20 protein-coding genes and 1 tRNA gene are annotated in these 16649 nt (G+C 69.5%); 12 read left to right on the top strand and 9 right to left on the bottom strand.

Features of this window, described 5'->3' with window-relative positions; genetic code table 11:
* Positions 1–131: 131 nt before the first annotated feature.
* From ABT004_RS14480 to ABT004_RS14490, 3 genes are read right to left on the bottom strand one after another with little or no spacing between them, the layout of a single operon-like run.
* Positions 132–740, bottom strand: a complete 609-nt coding sequence (locus ABT004_RS14480; RefSeq protein WP_351335822.1) for a bifunctional 4-hydroxy-2-oxoglutarate aldolase/2-dehydro-3-deoxy-phosphogluconate aldolase — start codon at positions 738–740, stop codon at positions 132–134.
* Positions 728–1474, bottom strand: a complete 747-nt coding sequence (locus tag ABT004_RS14485) for an IclR family transcriptional regulator (protein ID WP_351335825.1) — start codon at positions 1472–1474, stop codon at positions 728–730. The genes ABT004_RS14480 and ABT004_RS14485 overlap by 13 nt, the downstream gene beginning before the upstream one ends.
* A gap of 4 nt (positions 1475–1478) precedes the next feature.
* Positions 1479–2456 carry a sugar kinase gene (locus ABT004_RS14490; protein ID WP_351335828.1) on the bottom strand — a complete coding sequence of 326 codons (978 nt, stop codon included), beginning with the start codon at positions 2454–2456 and terminating at the stop codon, positions 1479–1481.
* Between the two features lie 165 nt (positions 2457–2621).
* Here ABT004_RS14490 and ABT004_RS14495 point away from each other — a divergent pair, with 165 nt between their 5' ends.
* The 3 genes from ABT004_RS14495 (at position 2622) to ABT004_RS14505 (ending at position 5294) form a co-directional block, all read left to right on the top strand.
* Positions 2622–3200, top strand: a complete 579-nt coding sequence (locus ABT004_RS14495) for a GNAT family N-acetyltransferase (protein WP_351335831.1) — start codon at positions 2622–2624, stop codon at positions 3198–3200.
* A 159-nt stretch (positions 3201–3359) separates the two neighbouring features.
* Positions 3360–4475 carry a GNAT family N-acetyltransferase gene (locus ABT004_RS14500; protein WP_351335834.1) on the top strand — a complete coding sequence of 372 codons (1116 nt, stop codon included), beginning with the start codon at positions 3360–3362 and terminating at the stop codon, positions 4473–4475.
* A gap of 180 nt (positions 4476–4655) precedes the next feature.
* A complete protein-coding gene (locus tag ABT004_RS14505) occupies positions 4656–5294 on the top strand; it encodes an HAD-IA family hydrolase (RefSeq protein WP_351335837.1) in 639 nt (212 codons plus the stop codon).
* A gap of 75 nt (positions 5295–5369) precedes the next feature.
* Here ABT004_RS14505 and ABT004_RS14510 read toward each other — a convergent pair whose 3' ends face one another.
* Positions 5370–5597: a type II toxin-antitoxin system Phd/YefM family antitoxin gene (locus tag ABT004_RS14510; protein ID WP_351335840.1), complete on the bottom strand. Its 228-nt coding sequence runs from the start codon at positions 5595–5597 to the stop codon at positions 5370–5372.
* Between the two features lie 151 nt (positions 5598–5748).
* On the opposite strand from ABT004_RS14510, the gene ABT004_RS14515 reads away from it, so the two are divergent.
* Positions 5749–6135 carry a hypothetical protein gene (locus ABT004_RS14515; RefSeq protein ID WP_351335843.1) on the top strand — a complete coding sequence of 129 codons (387 nt, stop codon included), beginning with the start codon at positions 5749–5751 and terminating at the stop codon, positions 6133–6135.
* A gap of 127 nt (positions 6136–6262) precedes the next feature.
* Here the strand turns inward: ABT004_RS14515 and ABT004_RS14520 are convergent, their stop codons facing one another.
* On the bottom strand, positions 6263–6790 hold the full coding sequence (locus tag ABT004_RS14520; RefSeq protein ID WP_351335845.1) for a hypothetical protein: 528 nt from the start codon (positions 6788–6790) through the stop codon (positions 6263–6265).
* Positions 6791–7006: 216 nt separating this feature from the next.
* Complete coding sequence (locus ABT004_RS14525) at positions 7007–7315, bottom strand: class I SAM-dependent methyltransferase (RefSeq protein ID WP_351335848.1); 309 nt, start codon at positions 7313–7315, stop codon at positions 7007–7009.
* A 38-nt stretch (positions 7316–7353) separates the two neighbouring features.
* Here ABT004_RS14525 and ABT004_RS36390 point away from each other — a divergent pair, with 38 nt between their 5' ends.
* From ABT004_RS36390 to ABT004_RS14535, 3 genes are all read left to right on the top strand, one after another.
* Positions 7354–7500: a hypothetical protein gene (locus ABT004_RS36390; protein WP_451192013.1), complete on the top strand. Its 147-nt coding sequence runs from the start codon at positions 7354–7356 to the stop codon at positions 7498–7500.
* Between the two features lie 231 nt (positions 7501–7731).
* Complete coding sequence (locus ABT004_RS36395; RefSeq protein WP_451192010.1) at positions 7732–7884, top strand: hypothetical protein; 153 nt, start codon at positions 7732–7734, stop codon at positions 7882–7884.
* Between the two features lie 151 nt (positions 7885–8035).
* Positions 8036–8317: a hypothetical protein gene (locus ABT004_RS14535; RefSeq protein WP_351335850.1), complete on the top strand. Its 282-nt coding sequence runs from the start codon at positions 8036–8038 to the stop codon at positions 8315–8317.
* Between the two features lie 173 nt (positions 8318–8490).
* Here ABT004_RS14535 and ABT004_RS14540 read toward each other — a convergent pair whose 3' ends face one another.
* Complete coding sequence (locus tag ABT004_RS14540) at positions 8491–8934, bottom strand: pyrophosphohydrolase domain-containing protein (RefSeq protein WP_351335853.1); 444 nt, start codon at positions 8932–8934, stop codon at positions 8491–8493.
* Between the two features lie 232 nt (positions 8935–9166).
* Between ABT004_RS14540 and ABT004_RS14545 the strand changes: the two genes are divergently transcribed.
* Entirely contained in the window at positions 9167–9655 is a 489-nt protein-coding gene (locus ABT004_RS14545) for a hypothetical protein (RefSeq protein ID WP_351335854.1), read from the top strand.
* Between the two features lie 187 nt (positions 9656–9842).
* Here ABT004_RS14545 and ABT004_RS14550 read toward each other — a convergent pair.
* A tRNA-Arg gene (locus ABT004_RS14550) sits at positions 9843–9918 on the bottom strand.
* A 172-nt stretch (positions 9919–10090) separates the two neighbouring features.
* On the opposite strand from ABT004_RS14550, the gene ABT004_RS14555 reads away from it, so the two are divergent.
* On the top strand, positions 10091–10906 hold the full coding sequence (locus ABT004_RS14555) for a mechanosensitive ion channel family protein (RefSeq protein WP_351335857.1): 816 nt from the start codon (positions 10091–10093) through the stop codon (positions 10904–10906).
* 57 nt (positions 10907–10963) lie between these two features.
* On the opposite strand, the gene ABT004_RS14560 is transcribed toward ABT004_RS14555, so the two are convergent.
* Positions 10964–11269 (bottom strand): DUF6401 family natural product biosynthesis protein, encoded by a 306-nt coding sequence (locus ABT004_RS14560; protein WP_351335860.1) that lies wholly within the window; start codon positions 11267–11269, stop codon positions 10964–10966.
* A 140-nt stretch (positions 11270–11409) separates the two neighbouring features.
* Here ABT004_RS14560 and ABT004_RS14565 point away from each other — a divergent pair, with 140 nt between their 5' ends.
* The 3 genes from ABT004_RS14565 (at position 11410) to ABT004_RS14575 (ending at position 16606) form a co-directional block, all read left to right on the top strand.
* Positions 11410–13296 (top strand): PucR family transcriptional regulator, encoded by a 1887-nt coding sequence (locus ABT004_RS14565; RefSeq protein ID WP_351335863.1) that lies wholly within the window; start codon positions 11410–11412, stop codon positions 13294–13296.
* Positions 13297–13531: 235 nt separating this feature from the next.
* Positions 13532–14920 carry a type III PLP-dependent enzyme domain-containing protein gene (locus tag ABT004_RS14570; RefSeq protein WP_351335866.1) on the top strand — a complete coding sequence of 463 codons (1389 nt, stop codon included), beginning with the start codon at positions 13532–13534 and terminating at the stop codon, positions 14918–14920.
* Between the two features lie 195 nt (positions 14921–15115).
* Entirely contained in the window at positions 15116–16606 is a 1491-nt protein-coding gene (locus ABT004_RS14575; protein ID WP_351335867.1) for an amino acid permease, read from the top strand.
* Positions 16607–16649 lie beyond the last annotated feature (43 nt).

A 16649-nucleotide genomic window follows, 5' to 3' on the forward strand; every position in this document is an offset into this window, starting at 1 on the left:
CTCGGGGCTCCGCCCCGGACCCCGCTGCTCAATCGCCGCAGGGGCTTGAAATACCAAGCCCCGCGGGGAGTTGGTCTATCAAGCCCCGCCGGCGTTTGAGGCGCGGGGTCCGGGGCGGAGCCCCGAGGCGTTCAGAACTGTGGGCGCAACAGGTCCGCCAGCAAAGAGAGCTGCGCCGGGTCCTCCAACGCGGAGCCCACCGCGACGACCCCCGCCCCGGCCTCCAAATACTCCGCCGCGTTCCTCGCCGACATCCCCCCCGTGGCAACGAACGGCACCTCCGGAAACGGCCCCCGCATCGCCCGGAACCACTCCACCCCCAGCACACTCGCCGGAAACGCCTTCAACCACGTGAGCCCGCTCGCCCGCGCCGCCTGCACATCCGTGGCCGTGGCCACACCCGGCAGGTGCGGCAGCCCCGCCGCCACGCTGGCCCGCGCCACCGACACGTCCAACCCAGGGGCCACCGTGAACGCGGCGCCCGCGTCCACCGCCCACCCGAGCCGCTCACCGGAGGTGACCGTGCCCGCGCCGACCGGCTTCCCGCGCTCGGCCCCCGCGGCGACGACGGCGCCAAGGACCCGCGCCGCCTCCTCCGTCTGCACGGGAACCTCGACGCACTCGATGCCCAGGTCCCATGCGCGTACGGCCAGTTCGACGGACTTGTCGGCCGGCAGGCCGCGCAGGATCGCCATCACCGGCACCCCGGCGAACAGCTCATCGAACGTTACGGGCGCCATCCCAGCTCCTTGGAGATCGTGTCGGCGGTGGTCATGAGGTCGGGCAGCACGTCGGATTCGAGCGCGCCCAGGTCCGCCTTGGCCTTGAGCGCGGTCACGGACACCGCGGCGACGACCTCGCCGCTGCTGTCCCGTACGGGTACGGCGACGCAGTTCACGTAGTCCTCGTACTCGCCGTCGTCGACGGCCCAGCCGCGGGCCCTGGTCGTATCGAGGGCCTTGCGGTAGGCGCGGGCGGAGGTGATCGTCGTGCCGGTGTGCGGAGCGAAGCCGCAGTCGGCGAGCAGCGTGTCGGCCCGTTCGCGCGGTACGTGCGCGAGGATCGCCTTGGCGACTCCGGCGGTGTGCAGGGTGACCGGGCGGCCGATCTGCGAGTAGAGGCGCACCCCGTCGACGGGGTCGACCTTGTCGACGTACACGATCCCCTCGCGCTCCAGGGCGGCGAGGTGCACGGTGTGCCCGCAGCGCTCGCCGAGCAGCCGCAGATGTTCGTCCGCGACGTCCTTCAGACCGAACTGTTCCAGCGCGAGATGGGCGAGCCCGGCCAGCCGGTGCCCGACCGCGTACCGGCCGTCGGGGAGCCGGCGGGCGAGGCCGCCGTCGGTCAGGGACTCCAGGATGCGCAGCGCGGTCGAGCGGTGCACGCCGAGGTGCTCGCCGACCTCGGTCTGGGTGCGCGGGCGGCGGGCGATGAACTCAAGGATGTCGATGGCGCGCCGGACGGTCTGTGACATGGGATCAGCGCCCTTCGCCGGTCGTGTCGGGGCGGGTGCCGGGGTCGGTGGCGGGGACGTAGTCCTCGATGCTGCGCAGCGTCCGCCCGGCGAGCCGGTGACCGAGCGCGAGCCGCTCGGCCGGGGCGACTCCGCCCAGCAGCCCGCTCAGGTATCCGGCAGCGAAGGCGTCACCGGCACCGACGGCCTCGACGACGTCGACGGCGGGCGCCGCCACGAACTCGCTTCCCCCATCGGCGAATTCGGTCGCCCCCACGTCCCCGTCCTTGACCACGAGGATGCCGCGCGACGTTCGCGTCGCTCGTGGCGCTCGTGGCGTTCGCGTCGCTCGCGGCGCGAGGTGGTCCCGTACGTCCTCGGCGGTGGCGGTGTCCCACAGCGTCTCGGCCTCGTCGCGCCCGACGAGCACGACGTCGGCGCGGCGGGCGAGTGCCAGCAGTGCATCTGCCGCCGCCTCACGCGAACTCCACAGCGCGGGACGGTAGTTGACGTCGAACGACACCAGCGTCCCGCCGGCCGCGGCCCGCTGCACGAGGGTGTCCACGAGCGCGGCGCAGCTGTCCGACAGGGCCGGGGTGATCCCGGTGAGGTGCAGCAGCCGTACGTCCGTCAGGTCGACGCGGTCCGCGTCGGCCGACGTCATCCGGGACGCGGCCGAGCCCGCCCGGTAGTAGTGCACGCGCGTGCCGTCGGGGCCCGGATCCTTGAAGTACACGCCGGTGGGGGCGGCCGGATCGGCGCGCACCCCGTCGACGCGTACGCCGCGCGAGGCGACCGCCGCGACGATCCGCCGCCCGAACGGATCGTCCCCGACCCGGCTCACCCAGGCGGTCTCGTGCCCGAGGTCCGCGAGGTATTGCGCCACGGTCGACTCGGCACCGGCGACCGTGAGCCGCAGCTCGCGGCTCCGCTCGAGTCCTTCGCCGTCGGCGGGGGTGACCTGCGCCATCGTCTCGCCGAGGCAGACAGTCTTGCCGGACATTCGCCGCCCTTCCCATGACGTTCGTTGGCACCCCACTGGGGCCACGAGGAACAGTAACAGCAGCTACGCAACAGACGTGCATATGCTGCAACACCTGCCCTGCCTGTGCCCATGGCATGGGAATCCAGATGCACGACACATCCGGATCCGGTCATGATGCGGACCATGCCCTTCGACACCAAACCCGCCATCGAGCCCGGCTCCCTGTCCTCGGCCCCACAACCGACGCTCCACTCATCCGACGGCGAACTTCGCCTCCGCACCGCGGAGTTCGGCGACGCCCGGGCCGTCCACGACGCCTTCCAGGACCCGGCCCTGCGCTACTGGCACAGCCGCAGCATGGAGTCCCTGGAGGAAGCGCGCGACTGGATCGGGGCGACGCACACGGGCTGGCGGGAGGAGAAGACGGCCCAGTGGATCGTGGCGCGGGCCAGCGACGACGCCCCGCTCGGCCGGATGGCGCTGCGCGAGCTCAACTTCCTGGACGGGGTGGCCGAGGTCGCCTACTGGGTGATGCCCGAGGCCCGTGGTGTGTCCGTGGCGCCCAGGGCCCTGGAAGCGCTCACGGACTGGGCGTTCGCCCTGGGCTTCCACCGCCTCGACCTCCAGCACTCCACCCGCAACGAACCCTCGTGCCGGGTGGCACTCAAGTCCGGTTACCCGCTGGAGGGCACCCGCCGCAGCTCGGCGCTGCACACGGACGGCTGGCACGACATGCATGTGCACGTCCGGATCAACTCGTAGACCAAATCCCCATGTTGAGTGCCCGAACTGCCCGAAGGACTCTTGACAGCGTGCGTACTGTTTCGCGACCTTTGAGCCCCATGGGGGAAGAGGGGGGCCCATGAGCTGCATGCTCGCGTATCAACGCACCTGTCCGGTTACCGGTCCGAGCGCCGGCCCATGCACCTGCGGCGAAGGGCGGTCGAACCGACGTTGAACATCACGACGTACAGAGCCGATGAGCTCAGCACGTCCCTGCGTACGGCCTGGCACGAGACGATGGAGCACGCTCCGGACTTCCAGAACCCGTTCCTGTCACCGGAGTTCGCGGCGGGCGTCGCCAGGTTCAGGGGCCGCGCGCACGTGGCGGTGTTGCGCGAGGGCACCGAACCCGTCGGCTTCTTCCCGTACGAGAAGGGGCCCGCGGGCATCGGCCGTGCCATCGGCATGGGCCTGTCCGACTGCCAGGCCCTGGTGCACCGGCCCGGGGTCACCTGGGACACGCGGCAACTCCTGCGCGCCTGCGGCCTGTCGGTCTTCGAGTTCGACCACCTCGTCGAGGAACAGAGACCCTTCGGCCGCTACGTCACAGGAACCTTCGCCTCTCCCGTCCTCGACCTGAAGGACGGCAGCCACGAGACGTACGAGGAATGGCTGAAGGCGACGTACCCGGGCCAGGCCAAGACGACGCTCAAGAAGGAACGCCGCCTGACCCGCAACGTCGGGGAGATGCGTTTCGTCTACGACGAGCGCGACCCGGCGGTCCTGCGCCAGCTGATGCGCTGGAAATCGGCCCAGTACCGCCGCACCGGCCGCATGGACCGGTTCGCCCGCCCGTGGATCGTGCACCTGACCGACCACCTGTTCAAGGTCCGCGAGGACCACTTCACCGGCGTCCTCTCGGTGATCTACGCGGGTGACCGCCCGGTGGCGGCCCACTTCGGCCCGACGTCCAAGACCGTCTTCGCGGCCTGGTTCACCGCGTATGACCCGGAGTTCAGCTACTACTCGCCCGGCCTCCTCATGCATCTGCGGATGGTCGAGGCGGCGGGCCGCCAGGGGATCCGGCTGATGGACTGGGGCCGCGGCGAGAAGGAGTACAAGGACTGGCTCAAGACCCGCGAACTCCGGGTCTCCGAGGGCTTCGCGACCCGCCCCCACCCGGCCGCGACCGCCCACCGCCTCTGGCGCCGCCCGGTCCGCGGCCTCCGCAACACGGTGCTCGCCCACCCGGAACTCCGGGAACGGGCGGACCGCCTGCTACGGACGGTGGGCTCACTGCGACAGAGGCCGTAGGCGGGTGTTCCGGCTGGGGGCTGCTTCTTGCCTCGGCTACTTCTTGCTGAGCTGCAGCGCGCCAGGGCCCTGTACGAACAGGTCGGGTGCACTCCCAATCCGGTGGCTGTGTACTTCCGGCGGCCGTAGCTCCGGCTCGTTGGAAGAGTGGGGGTGGACACCTGAGGAGGGGGAGCTTGCGTGACTGATTCCTGCGTCATTCTCGATATCGGCGGCGTACTGGAAATCACTCCGGAGACGGGGTGGGCGCAACGGTGGGAACAGCGGCTGGAGTTGCCGCAGGGCACTGTTCATGAGCGGATGCGCGACGTGTGGCGGGCCGGGAATGTCGGGAGCATCGGCGAGCGAGAGGTGCACCAGCAGGTGTCGGCTCGCTTGGGGCTCGACGCCTCGCTGGGCGAAGCCTTCATGGCGGATTTCTGGGCGGAGTATCTGGGGACGTCGAACGATGAGCTCATCAATTATGTGCGAGGGCTGCGTGGAACCTGCAGGCTCGGCATCCTGAGCAACAGCTTCGTCGGCGCCCGGGAACGGGAGACGGCGCTCTACCACTTCGACGAACTGGTGGAACAGATCGTCTACTCACACGAGATCGGCATCGAGAAGCCCGACTCGCGAGCGTTCGAGACCGCATGTGCCGACTTGGCCGTGCGCCCGGAGAACTGTCTGTTCATCGACGATCTCGCAGTCAATGTCGACGCGGCCCGGGCCGCCGGTATGCAGGCGCATCTGTTCGAGGACAACACACGGACCGTCGCGCGCATCGCAGCTCACCTGGGCGCCGGGCCCGTGGCCCCCGACCGACACCCGCTCGGATGACGTCGGCCCGGGCGATCTTTTGGTGGGCGTACCAACGGCGCCTGGTCGAGCAGGCCTTGCCTGTGCTCAACGGGCCTACGGGTCCTCGCGGAAGGCGTCCGGCGAGATGTCAGGGGCAGTGCGTGACATGGCCGCGAACTCGGCACGGGGAACGAAGCGGCGACGGCTACGGAGCGGGATCAGCTCGCCGACACGATGCCCGTCGCGGGTGACGGTGAACGCCTGTCCTCCCTGGACGGCGTCCATGATCTCTTTGGAGCGAGTGCGCAGATCGCGCTGAGTGACCTCGGGCTGCGCCGGCATTCTGACCACGATAGCGAGGTGTGCTGCGAGGTGCTACGTGGTTCTCCGAGCGTGGTTGCCGACGAGGCCGAGCCCATGACGCGGCTGAGCGCTTGCGGCACAGCTCCGAGGAGACCTCCCGACCTCGGGAAGTGCGTGGCAATATCGCGTGATGGCGAACGAGTACGTGCGGTTTCAGTCGGCCTTGCCCGACGAGCGGAATCAGTTCAAGGGCGTGTTCGGGCTGGTCAACAACCTTGCCCGCGACGGACGACTGACGGCTGACCAGGAACGGTTCCGAAGCGAGAGCAACGCTTGGTACGACGCCGCGTACACGGACCCGTCCACCGTCGACCCGAGCGTGTACGACCCAGCTGTGAATCCCGGGGCCACGGCCTGGTTCAAGCCCTCGGCGGCTCATCTCGTGGAGCGTGTGGCGGGTTACCTGGAGATTCTGGCCACGCATGACGTGGAGTGTCACGAGGTGAAGTCGACCGACCCGGGGCGCGTGATCTACGAAGACGATGTCCAGATCGTGGTCGTCCCTCACACGCGCTGACCCGCGGGCCACCCCGATGCGACCACCCCGGCCCCGGGCCGGCGGATCCCCCGCAGCACAGGAGCTCCGGCGCGGGAGTGGCCGTCGCCTTTGGAAGCGAGGACTCCCAGCTCAGGCTGTGGACCACTCACAAGGAGCCGCGCTGCCATCGGCCCGAGTGGCCGGGCCCGAGCGTCACATCTCGTCGAGTCGCCGCGTAGTACGCCTCGCGTGACGCGCGCTGGTTTCCGACAAGAGCCGACCATGCGATCGGATCGTGGGTCCGGTCTCGGACAAACCGCTCCATCGTGGCGACTGTCTCTGCCCAGGCACGGCCCGCTTCCACTACCTCCAGGGAGCCGAGTAACAGCATCTCCTCCCAGGCCAGGTCGCGGGCCTCCGAGGCGTCGCCCAGTCGATGACCCGCTTCCTGCGGTGACAGCGGATTGGGGTTGCTGTCGTTGCCGACGTGGGCAGCGACTCTGAACAGGAGACTGACGGTCATCTTCACCGACCGGGCGTAAGCCTGATACGTGGCAAGGCGTCGGTCCTCCCAACGGATGGTGCGCTCACGGCGGAACCGCACCCGCTCGCCGTGCATGACCGCCGCGTACGAACCCAGGGCTCCGATCACCACGCCGATCAGCGCGGGCAATTGCTTCGTGAACTCAGGCACGCCGCACCGTATCGGCTCGGACTCAGATGGCGCTCAGAGTGTTGCGGAAGCTTCACGAGCCCGCGACCTTGACGTTCGATACGCACGGCCATCTGTTCCCGGACCGTATGGACGAGGTCGCGCGGGCCACCGACGAGGGGGCTGACCTGGAAGGCTCCGCAGCGTGACGTGTGCCTTACCCGTACCCGACTGCCGAGACACGGTTGACGCTTGGTGTCACGTCGTCGCGCGGACGAGCATCGTGCCGACGTTCTGCCCCTCGGGGGGTTCGATGATCTCGGCCTGAACGTCCCGGAACCCGTAGTCGTGCAGCAACCCGGTCCACTCGTCGGCTGTGTGGTCGTGACGCATACCCGCTTTGCCCGGCTCGAGTTCCTGGCCGGCGGCCGGAAGGTGGGAGAAGGCGAGCGCGTCGCCGTCATTGAGGCGGGCCCGTACGAGGGGCAGCAGCTCGTCGGGGTCCATGAACCAGACCGCGCCGAAGATGGACAGCACAACGTCGAACGTGGCGGCCTCGGCCGTCACGGGCCGCCCCCATTGAGTCGCTCGGGTTCGCGCTCGCCGTGCAGTCCTCCCGCGTCCACGAGGACGGCGCAGGCGGCCACGACATGGAAGCCGGGGCGTCCGGTGTCGCGGAGGCGTCCGGAGCGCCCGAGACGGCGCCGGATGCTCAGGAGGTGGACTACTCGGGGATCTGGCTGAGCCGCTAGGAGTTCTACTCGTCGGGCCGTGACACCACGTACGAGGGCCAACACCACGTCCTCGTCGTACACCGGGGCAACCGGCTCACGGCGGAGTCGCTGCCAGGTGCGTCCAGCAACCCCGACAGCCCTCTGCACCTCGACCTCACGACGGACCGGAACATCGTCACCGGGTCCTGGATCGAGCAGACGGCCACCGATGGCTACTACCGGGGCGCCCGCTACCACGGAGCGATCCAAATGCTCATCGAGCCGACCGGGCGCCGGATGGCCGGCAAGTGGGTCGGCTTCGGCAAGGACTTCGACGTGAACACGGGCCCGTGGGAACTGCGGCTGCTCGACACGTCGACGGCAAGGGCCGTGGTGGAGCGCTACTCCCGGCCACCGAAGTAGGCGGCCATCGGTCGCAACAACGGGGATTCTGGGCGCTGGGATCGTCGGCATGGTTGTCGCTCCGAACCCTGCTGAATGCCGGATTCCCCCTGTACGCATGTGGATCGACTGGCGAGCCGGACGTTCCGGCGTCCGTGCAAGGAGGGCTTTCATGCGTACTCGCACCGCCGTGGCCTCTGCCGTTCTGGTCCTGTGCGCCGTGTTGGGCTCGGCGGGCTGCTCAGCGTCCTCCGAGAGCGCTCCGTCGACCGGAAGCTCGACACCGGCCGAGGAGAATTCGAGTCAGCACCCGTCGGGCAGGGCCAAGCCCGAGGTCGATCCGTCGAAGTGCGCGACCTCCGCCGACAAGATGCCCAAGGGGTGCGAGGTCGACATCCATGTCTCGGAAATCTCTGAGGGCACGCCTGCCACGGAGGCTCCGTCGACCAAATGACGTTCCGTGGAGGGGCCTGTAGGAGCGGGCTGTGGTCAGAGCGAAGGGCCGGGTCGGAGGGGGATTGCCCCTGTGGCCCGGCCCTTGGCGTTGTGCCCCGGCAGATTCGAACCTGCGACACCCGCTTCAGGAGACAGCATCTGTTCCGTAGCTCTATGTGGTGCCCATACCGTTCACTGCTGTCCGCCCGGTTCTGAAATCGAGCCGGTAGGCGGCCACCCCACGATGCCGTCGAGGACCGGTGGCTGATAGCTGGGGCCTTTGAGTACCTTGCCGTCGGCTCGGCGAAGGACCCGGCCATCCGCGTCCAGCTTGCTCATGTTGGACCGATGGACTTCTGTGAAGACGGACGGCAGATCGATCTTCAGCGCATCAGCGGCGCCATAAGTGACGTAGAGGACGTCTGCCAGTTCCTTGGCCACCGCCTGGTACGCAGTGAGCGGGTCATCGTCGGTCTGCAGAGCCTCAGCAAGGTTGGCGAGGGCCTCGGCGGCTTCGTGTGCTTCTTCGACCAGCAACGTCCTTCGGTGTGCCGGCAGTTCGGGGCTTTCGGCCTTGGCCTCACCGTCGAACACTTCGCGGAATTCGGCGACCTGCCGCATCGGGTCATGATCCATGCCTTGACCCTAGAGCGCCCAACGGGTGAGGGAGCCCGACTCACGCTCCAAGCCTGGGAAACGCAGTTGATCTAGGGGGAGTTGGGAGTCTGACCTGCGAGAGAGCGTCTTAACGGCTCCTCGATGTGGCCGACTTCGTACCTACTGTTCCCCGTGGCCCCTCGTCCATCCGGCACGGATGTGGCACGGCTGATCCGAGTAGGGGCAGGCGGAGGGGTCGCATACTGGCGTCATGCCCTCGCCGCAGAGGTTTCGAGACGCCCGGCACACGAAGTACCACTTCATTGATCATATTCTCGTGCGCTGTCCGAAGTGCACTGGAATTGCTCATGTTGCCCCGGTGGTGCCAGCGGCGCAGGACGCGGGTATTTCGGTGTTCGCGCGTCGACGCTTTGTCTGTCGGTCGTGCGGTCTGTCGCGAGATGCGGCCGGAGGTGGGTTCAGTCTCTATCGGGGGCGAGGTGAAGCGACAGATCCCTACTTCCGCTTGCCGCTGTGGTTGCAGGCGGAGACGCGACATGGCCGGCTGTGGGCTTATGGCCCGGAGCACCTGGAGTTGATCCGGCAGTTCGTGCAGGCGCCGTTGCGGGAGCGAGCCCCTTGGGATGCGCAAGTCAAGAAGATGACGCTCGTCGCTCGGCTACCAACCTGGATCAAGAGTGCGAAGAACAGGAATGAGGTTCTGCGTGTCATCGGCCGGATCCGGTCGTCGCTTGCCTGACCATCGCGACCACCCGCGGACCCGCACCCGACAGAGTCGACGTCGGTCATGTGCTTGACCGCCCCGTGGGGGCGTCAGCCGCTCCACGGCTGACACTCAGGGGGACGCTGCGTCGGTGAGGTCAGGTCTGGATGTGATGTCAGAAGGGCCCCACCTCCGGAAATCCGGAGGTGGGGCCCTTCTGAACTGGTGCCCCCGGCAGGATTCGAACCTGCGACACCCGCTTTAGGAGAGCGGTGCTCTATCCCCTGAGCTACGAAGGCGCGTGAACAGCGTAGCGGATCGGGTTCGGGGCGTGGGTCACGCCAATGGGGGACGTAGGGCGGCCGGGGGCGGCTGGGGCTGTTAAGCCGGAGGGACGCAGGAAAACGAGGGGGGACACGTCTCGTCGGGCGCGGCCTCGCGGCGTCCGGCCCCACGAGTGGAGGTCCACTCATGATCCAGAATCTCAGTTCTCCGGACGGCGCAAGCATCCTGGCCGTCAACTTCACTCAAGGGCTGAACGACGCGTGGTCGAAGGTCGCCCAGTTCGTACCGAAGCTGCTCGGCTTCATCGTCGTCATGGTCATCGGCTGGTTCGTGGCCAAGATGATCACCAAGCTCCTCGACCGGGGCCTTCGGAAGATCGGGTCGGAGAAGCTCGCCGAACGGGCCGGTTCGGCGAAGATGCTCGAAGGGTCGAAGTACGACACGACCGCGATCCTCTGCAAGGTCGTCTACGTCGCCCTGATGCTGATCGTGCTCCAGCTCGGCTTCGGGGTCTTCGGCCCCAACCCCGTGTCGGACATGATCAACGCCATCGTCGCCTGGTTGCCGCGCGGCATCGTCGCGGTGGTCCTGATCGTGGTGGCCATGGCCGTCGCCAACCTGGTGCGCGACATCATCACCAACGCCCTGTCCTCCGTCTCGTACGGGAAGACCATCGGCACCATCGTGTGGGCCTGCATCGTGGTCCTGGGCGCCTTCGCCGCGCTCGGGCAGGCGGGTATCGCCACGACCGTCACGCAGCCGGTGCTCATCGCCGCTCTCGCGGCCGCGGCCGGGATCCTGGTCGTCGGTGTCGGCGGCGGGCTCATCGGGCCGATGCGACAGCGCTGGGAGCGGTGGCTGAACACGGCCGAGGAGGAGACCGCCAAGGCGAAGGGGAAGGTCGGGAACGGTGGCGCGGGCGCAACCGCTTATCAGGCGGGGCGTGAGGATGCCTTGACCCATCAGCCCGTGCAGGAGCGGGAGCGGTTCGACAATCAGTGAGCCCGTGAGCCCGTGAGCCCGTGAGCCCGTGAGCCCGTGAGCCCGTGAGCCCGTGAGCTACACCAGGTCCAGCAGGTCGTGCCGTCTCACCAGCCAGCTGATGGCGGTGAGGCGGCACACCGCGTAGTCGTGGCCCACGGGTTCGAGCCAGCCGGTCTCGGAGAGCGCGTCGATGAAGCCGAGCGCGTAGTCGCCGAGGGCCTCGGCGTCGGGTGCCGGCGGGTGCAGCGCGGCCGAGCCGGCCTCCAGGCGGTCGCGGACCTCCGCCACATGCTGGTCCACCGCGGCCAGGAAGGCGGGCTCGAAGGCGAATTCGGCGAAGCGCGGACCGTACGCCTCGCTCACCCGGGCAAGAGGGGACATCCGTCCAACGTATGGGCGAAGGCGGGCGATTGGCGGTGACTGGTGGGTGCTGTTGCTCACAAGCGCCCTGTTTGTGGTGACTTGTTCGTCACACCCCTCGTCGCATCGGTGGGGTCTACGTGATCGGTGAGACTGGGGGCATGGAGTTTTCCGCGTCCGGCAGGCCGCAGCCCGAGAATCCCGCTTCGGGCGGGGGCCCCACGTTGGCGCAGGTCGTCGACGTCGTTGGGCGGGACATCGTCCAGGTCGTACGGGCGCCGTGCGGGACGGACCTGACCGTGGGCGGGGTCGGGGTGTTCGACGCGGGGGAGAGCCTGCAGGAGCGGGGGCGGGTGCTTATCGCGGTGGGGGTCGATACGTCCGATCCGGCTGCTGCTGAGGTGTTGCGGGCCGCCGACCGGGCGGGGGCCGCGGCGCTCGTGGTGCGGCGGGGGGCCGAAGGGGTCGCGCCGCTGCTCGGGGAAGTGGCCGACGGTGTGTCCACCGCGCTGCTCGCCCGTGCCCCCTGGGTCGACTGGGGCGAGCTGATCGGGTTGCTGCGGGCCGCGCTCGCGGCCGGTGGGGCGCGGGTGCCGGAGCCCGGGGTCGACGTGGGGCTCGGGGATCTGCCGGCCCTGGCGTCCGCGCTCGCCGCGCTCGTCGGGGGTGCGATCACCGTCGAGGACCCCGAGTCCAACGTGCTGGCGTACTCGCCGACCGCCGATACCGCCGATCCGCTGCGGCGGCTCACCATCCTCGGGCGGCGGGTGCCGCGGTGGCGGGTCGCCGAGCTCGCGGAGAGCGGGTTCCTCGCCGCGTTGTGGGCGGGGGACGTTGTGCATCGGCCGGCTGATGGGCGGTTTCCTGAGCGGCTGGCTGTTGCCGTACGGGCAGGGGAGGAGGTTCTCGGGTCGCTGTGGGCCGCCGCCGACGGGGAGCCGTTGCCGGAGGGGGCGCGGGAGGCGTTGCGGCAGGCCGCCACCATTGCGGTGCCGCATCTGCTGCATCACCGGTTGCGGTCGCGGTCCGCGGAGGGGCGGCGTCGGCATGCGGTGCGGGCGTTGTTCGAGGACGGGGCGCCTGATGTGGGTGCGGCGGCTGCCGCGCTTGGTGTGGATCCGGGTCGGCCGTGTGCGGTGCTTGCCGTGGGGGTTGTGGGGGTTGTGGCGGCGGAGGTGCGGGAGAGGGCGGTGCGGGCGGGGGTGTTGCGGGTTGCTGCGGCTGGCGTGCCCGCGTTTGCCTACCGGGTGGAGGGTGGTTTGGCCCAGGCGCGTGGGGCGGCAGCCCGTGCCCAGGACGCGGGGCTCCGCCCCGGACCCCGCTCCTCAATCGCCGGAGGGGCTGGAAATGCGAACGTCGGCGGGGCTGGAGATGCAGGCGTCGGTGGGGCGGCAGCCCGTGCCCAGGACGCGGGGCTCCGCCCCGGACCCCGCGCCTCAATCGCCGGCGGGGCTGGAAATGCGAGCGTCGGCGGGGCTGGAGATGCGAGCGCCGGCGGGGCTGAATTTGGTGACCGGTTCGACGTGTTGATTGCTGACACCCGGTCCGACGCCGCCGAGCGGCTCGGTCGGGATCTCGCGGCCGTATTGCGGGGCGCCGGGGTCGAGCCGTTGGTCGCGGTGGGGCCGGTCGTCGGTGGCCTGAAGGACGTGGTGGACTCCCGGGTCGGGGCCGTCGAGGTGTTGCGGGTGCTGTGCGAGCGCGGGGAGCCCGAGGTGGCGGGCGCCGACGACGTGCGGTTCGCGTTGGACGCGCTGCGGGTGTCGGACGCCGTCGCCGCGCAGGTGCCCTCGGTCGGGGACGCCGTGGCGGCGCTCCTCGCGCACGACGAGCGGCACGGGACGGATCTGCCGCGCACCGTGGCCGCGCATCTGGCGTTCTTCGGGGACGCCGGGGCCACCGCCCGGTATCTGGGGATCCACGTGAATACGTTGCGGTACCGGTTGCGCAGGGCCCGCGAGTTGGGCGGATTCGACCTGGCGGACCCCGACGTACGTCTCGTCGTCGAGCTCGGGCTGCGGCGGGCCGGGCTGATTCCGCTGCGGTGACCTGACGGTGGGTGGTGCGCCGCCACCATGTCGGGCGGGTGGTCTTCGTGCGTACGCACTACGCGGGCGCCGTCGCCTGCCGCTCCTTGTGCCTGGCCACAGCGTCCACCCGCCGTACTTCGTGTCGGCGCACGCAGACACGCCGCCCCGCCGCGCTGCACAGTGACGAGTGCACGAGTGCCCCGCGCACCACCCCGTACGAAGCCATACGAAGCCAAAGGCAGGACACCCCCCGATGCCGCAGCCCGCCGCCTCCGCCCACGTCTCCGCCGCCCGCCGCGACGCCGCCCTGCGGGCCGCCGTCGGGCAGGGGCTCGTCGGGCCCGACGCCCCCGTGCTCGGGCTGCTCGACGTTGCCGGGGTCCGGGAGGCGGCGCGTGCGCTCAAGGCGGCGTTCGAGGGGGTCGACGCGCGGCACACCTTCGCCGTGAAGGCGGCCTCGCTCGTCCCCGTGCTCGCGCTCCTGAACGAGGAGGGCATCGGCGCGGAGGTCGCGAGCCCCGGTGAGCTGGCGCTCGCGCGGGCGGCCGGGGTGCCCGCGGAGCGGATCGTCTTCGACTCGCCCGCCAAGACGGTCGGGGAGCTGCGGGACGCGCTCGCGGCAGGCATCGCCGTGAACGCCGACAACCCGCAGGAGCTGGACCGGATCGACGAGATCGTCGCCGAGTTCGCGGCGAACCCCACCGCCTCGCCCGTCGGGCTGCGCGTGAACCCGCAGGTCGGCAGCGGGTCGATCGGCGCGATGAGCACCGCGACCGCCACCTCGAAGTTCGGTGTCGCCCTGCGTGACGAGGGCGCGGAGCAGTGGGTCCTCGGCGCGTACAAGGCGCGGCCGTGGATGACCCGCCTGCACACCCACACCGGTTCCCAGGGCGTCGCCCTGGAGCTGATGGCCGAGGGGGTACGGGCCGCGTACGACCTGGCCGAGAAGATCAACGCGCATGTCGGGCGGCAGCAGATCGACACCCTCGACATCGGCGGCGGACTGCCGGTGAACTTCGAGTCGGACGACGTCACACCCGGCTTCGAGGAGTACGCGAGCATCCTGCGCCGAACCGTTCCCGGGCTCTTCGACGGCCGGTACACGCTCGTCACCGAGTTCGGGCGCTCGCTCCTCGCCAAGCAGGGGTTCATCGCCGCGCACGTCGAGTACACCAAGACCTCCGGCGGCCGCCGGATCGCCGTGACGCACGCGGGCGCGCAGGTGGCGACCCGTACCGTCTTCGCGCCCGAGTCGTGGCCGCTGCGGGTCGGGGCGTACGACGCCGAGGGCCGGCCGCGGACGGGCGCGCCGCTGGTGCAGGACGTGGCCGGGCCCTGCTGCTTCGCGGGCGACCTCGTGGCGCGCGGCCGGGAGCTGCCCGAGCTGGCGCCCGGCGATCTCGTCGCGCTGTACGACACCGGCGCGTACTACTTCTCAACTCACTTCCACTACAACAGCCTTCCTCGTCCCGCTGTGTATGGATATGTCCGAGATGAGGGTGGGGCGGAAGCGGGCGATGTGACCTTCGCCCCCGTGCGGTCCGCGCAGTCCCTCGACGAGGTGCTGGCCGAGTCCGGTGCCCAGTACGCCGGTTCGCTGCTCGGGCTCGGCTCGGAGCTCGACTCGGGCCTCGTGGATTAGTTGCCCCCGCGAACGGTTTAAGGTGGCGTGTCGTCGCGCGTTACTGCCGCGGCACACTCCACCGGGATCCGTTCCGATCTCGGTGTTCGCCGGATCCGGCGGACCAGTCCTGTCCAACAGGTACGTCGCACACGCCTGCGCGTCTTCGCGCTCGCGTGTGTGCGGCATGCCGTTTTGCACGTACGTCGGAGAACCATGGAGCACACAGCAGAAGCCGAGTCGGAGACGACTCGGCCCGCGACCGCCCCTGCGGCTGCGACCGAGGGCAGTGTGACCACGGGCGGCAAGGCCACGACGGGAGCCCTCCGTGAGGGGGGTTACTCGGCCGGCCTGCGCAACCGTCAGGTCCAGATGATCGCGGTCGGCGGCGCCATCGGCACCGGCCTCTTCCTCGGTGCGGGGGAGCGGCTGCACACCGCGGGCCCGTCCCTGGTGATCATCTTCGCCATCACGGGACTGTTCGCCTTCTTCATCGCGCGCGCCATGGGCGAGCTGGTGATGCACCGGCCGAGCTCGGGCTCGTTCGTCTCGTACTCGCGTGAGTTCCTCGGTGAGAAGGCCGCGTACACGGCGGGTTGGGTCTACTTCCTGCACTGGGTGTGCAGCGGCATCGCGGAGATCACCGCGGTGGCGATGTACCTGCACTACTGGGCCGCCTTCCGCGACATCCCCCAGTGGACGCTCGCCCTGGTGGCGCTGCTCGTGGTGCTCGGCGCCAACCTGATCTCGGTGCGCTGGTTCGGCGAGTTCGAGTTCTGGTTCTCGATCATCAAGGTCGCCGCGATCCTCGGCTTCCTCGCCATCGGCTGCTGGTTGCTCGCGAGCCGCCACCCCGTCGACGGCCACAGCACGGGCCCGCAGCTGATCACCGACCACGGCGGCATGCTGCCGAACGGGCTGCTCCCGGCGATCGTCCTGATCCAGGGTGTCGTCTTCGCGTACGCGGCGATCGAGATGGTCGGCATCGCCGCCGGCGAGACCGAGAATCCGCGCAAGGTGATCCCGCGCGCCATCAACTCCGTGTCGTGGCGCATCGTGCTGTTCTACGTCGGGTCGGTGCTGCTGCTCGTGCTGCTGCTGCCGTGGAGCGCGTACAAGGCCGGCGAGTCGCCGTTCGTGACGCTGCTCGGCAAGCTGGGCGTGCCCGGCATCAGCGGCATCATGAACTTCGTGATCCTCACGGCCGCCCTGTCCAGCTGCAACTCCGGCCTCTACTCGACCGGTCGCGTGCTGCGCTCGATGGGCCTTGCGGGATCCGCGCCCGCGTTCACCACGAAGATGAACAAGAGGGGCGTGCCCTACGGTGGCGTGCTGCTGACGGCGACCTGCTACATCGCGGGCATCATCCTCAACTACATCGTGCCCGAGCGGGCGTTCTCGATCGTCATCAACTTCTCCGCGATCACCATGATCGGCACTTGGGCCATGATCATGGTCTGCCAGATGGTGCTGCGCCGTAAGGCCCTGCGCGGCGAGGTGGAGCGCCCCGCGTTCCGGCTGCCGGGCGCGCCCTTCACGAGCTGGCTGACGATGGTCTTCCTGGTCGCGGTCGTGGTGTTGATGGTGGTCGGCGGCGGTGACTCGGCGGTCTCGGTGTACTGCTCGCCGCTGATCGTGGTCGGCCTTGTGATCGGCTGGTTCCTGACCCGTAAGCGGGTGGCGGAGCACGCGAAGGCCGCGGAGTAGCCGCGGAGTCGCGTTCCGTCGCGTTGTGCGGGTGCCCTGTCCG

This window comes from Streptomyces sp. NPDC002790 (genome assembly GCF_040295505.1).
GTDB lineage: Bacteria > Actinomycetota > Actinomycetes > Streptomycetales > Streptomycetaceae > Streptomyces.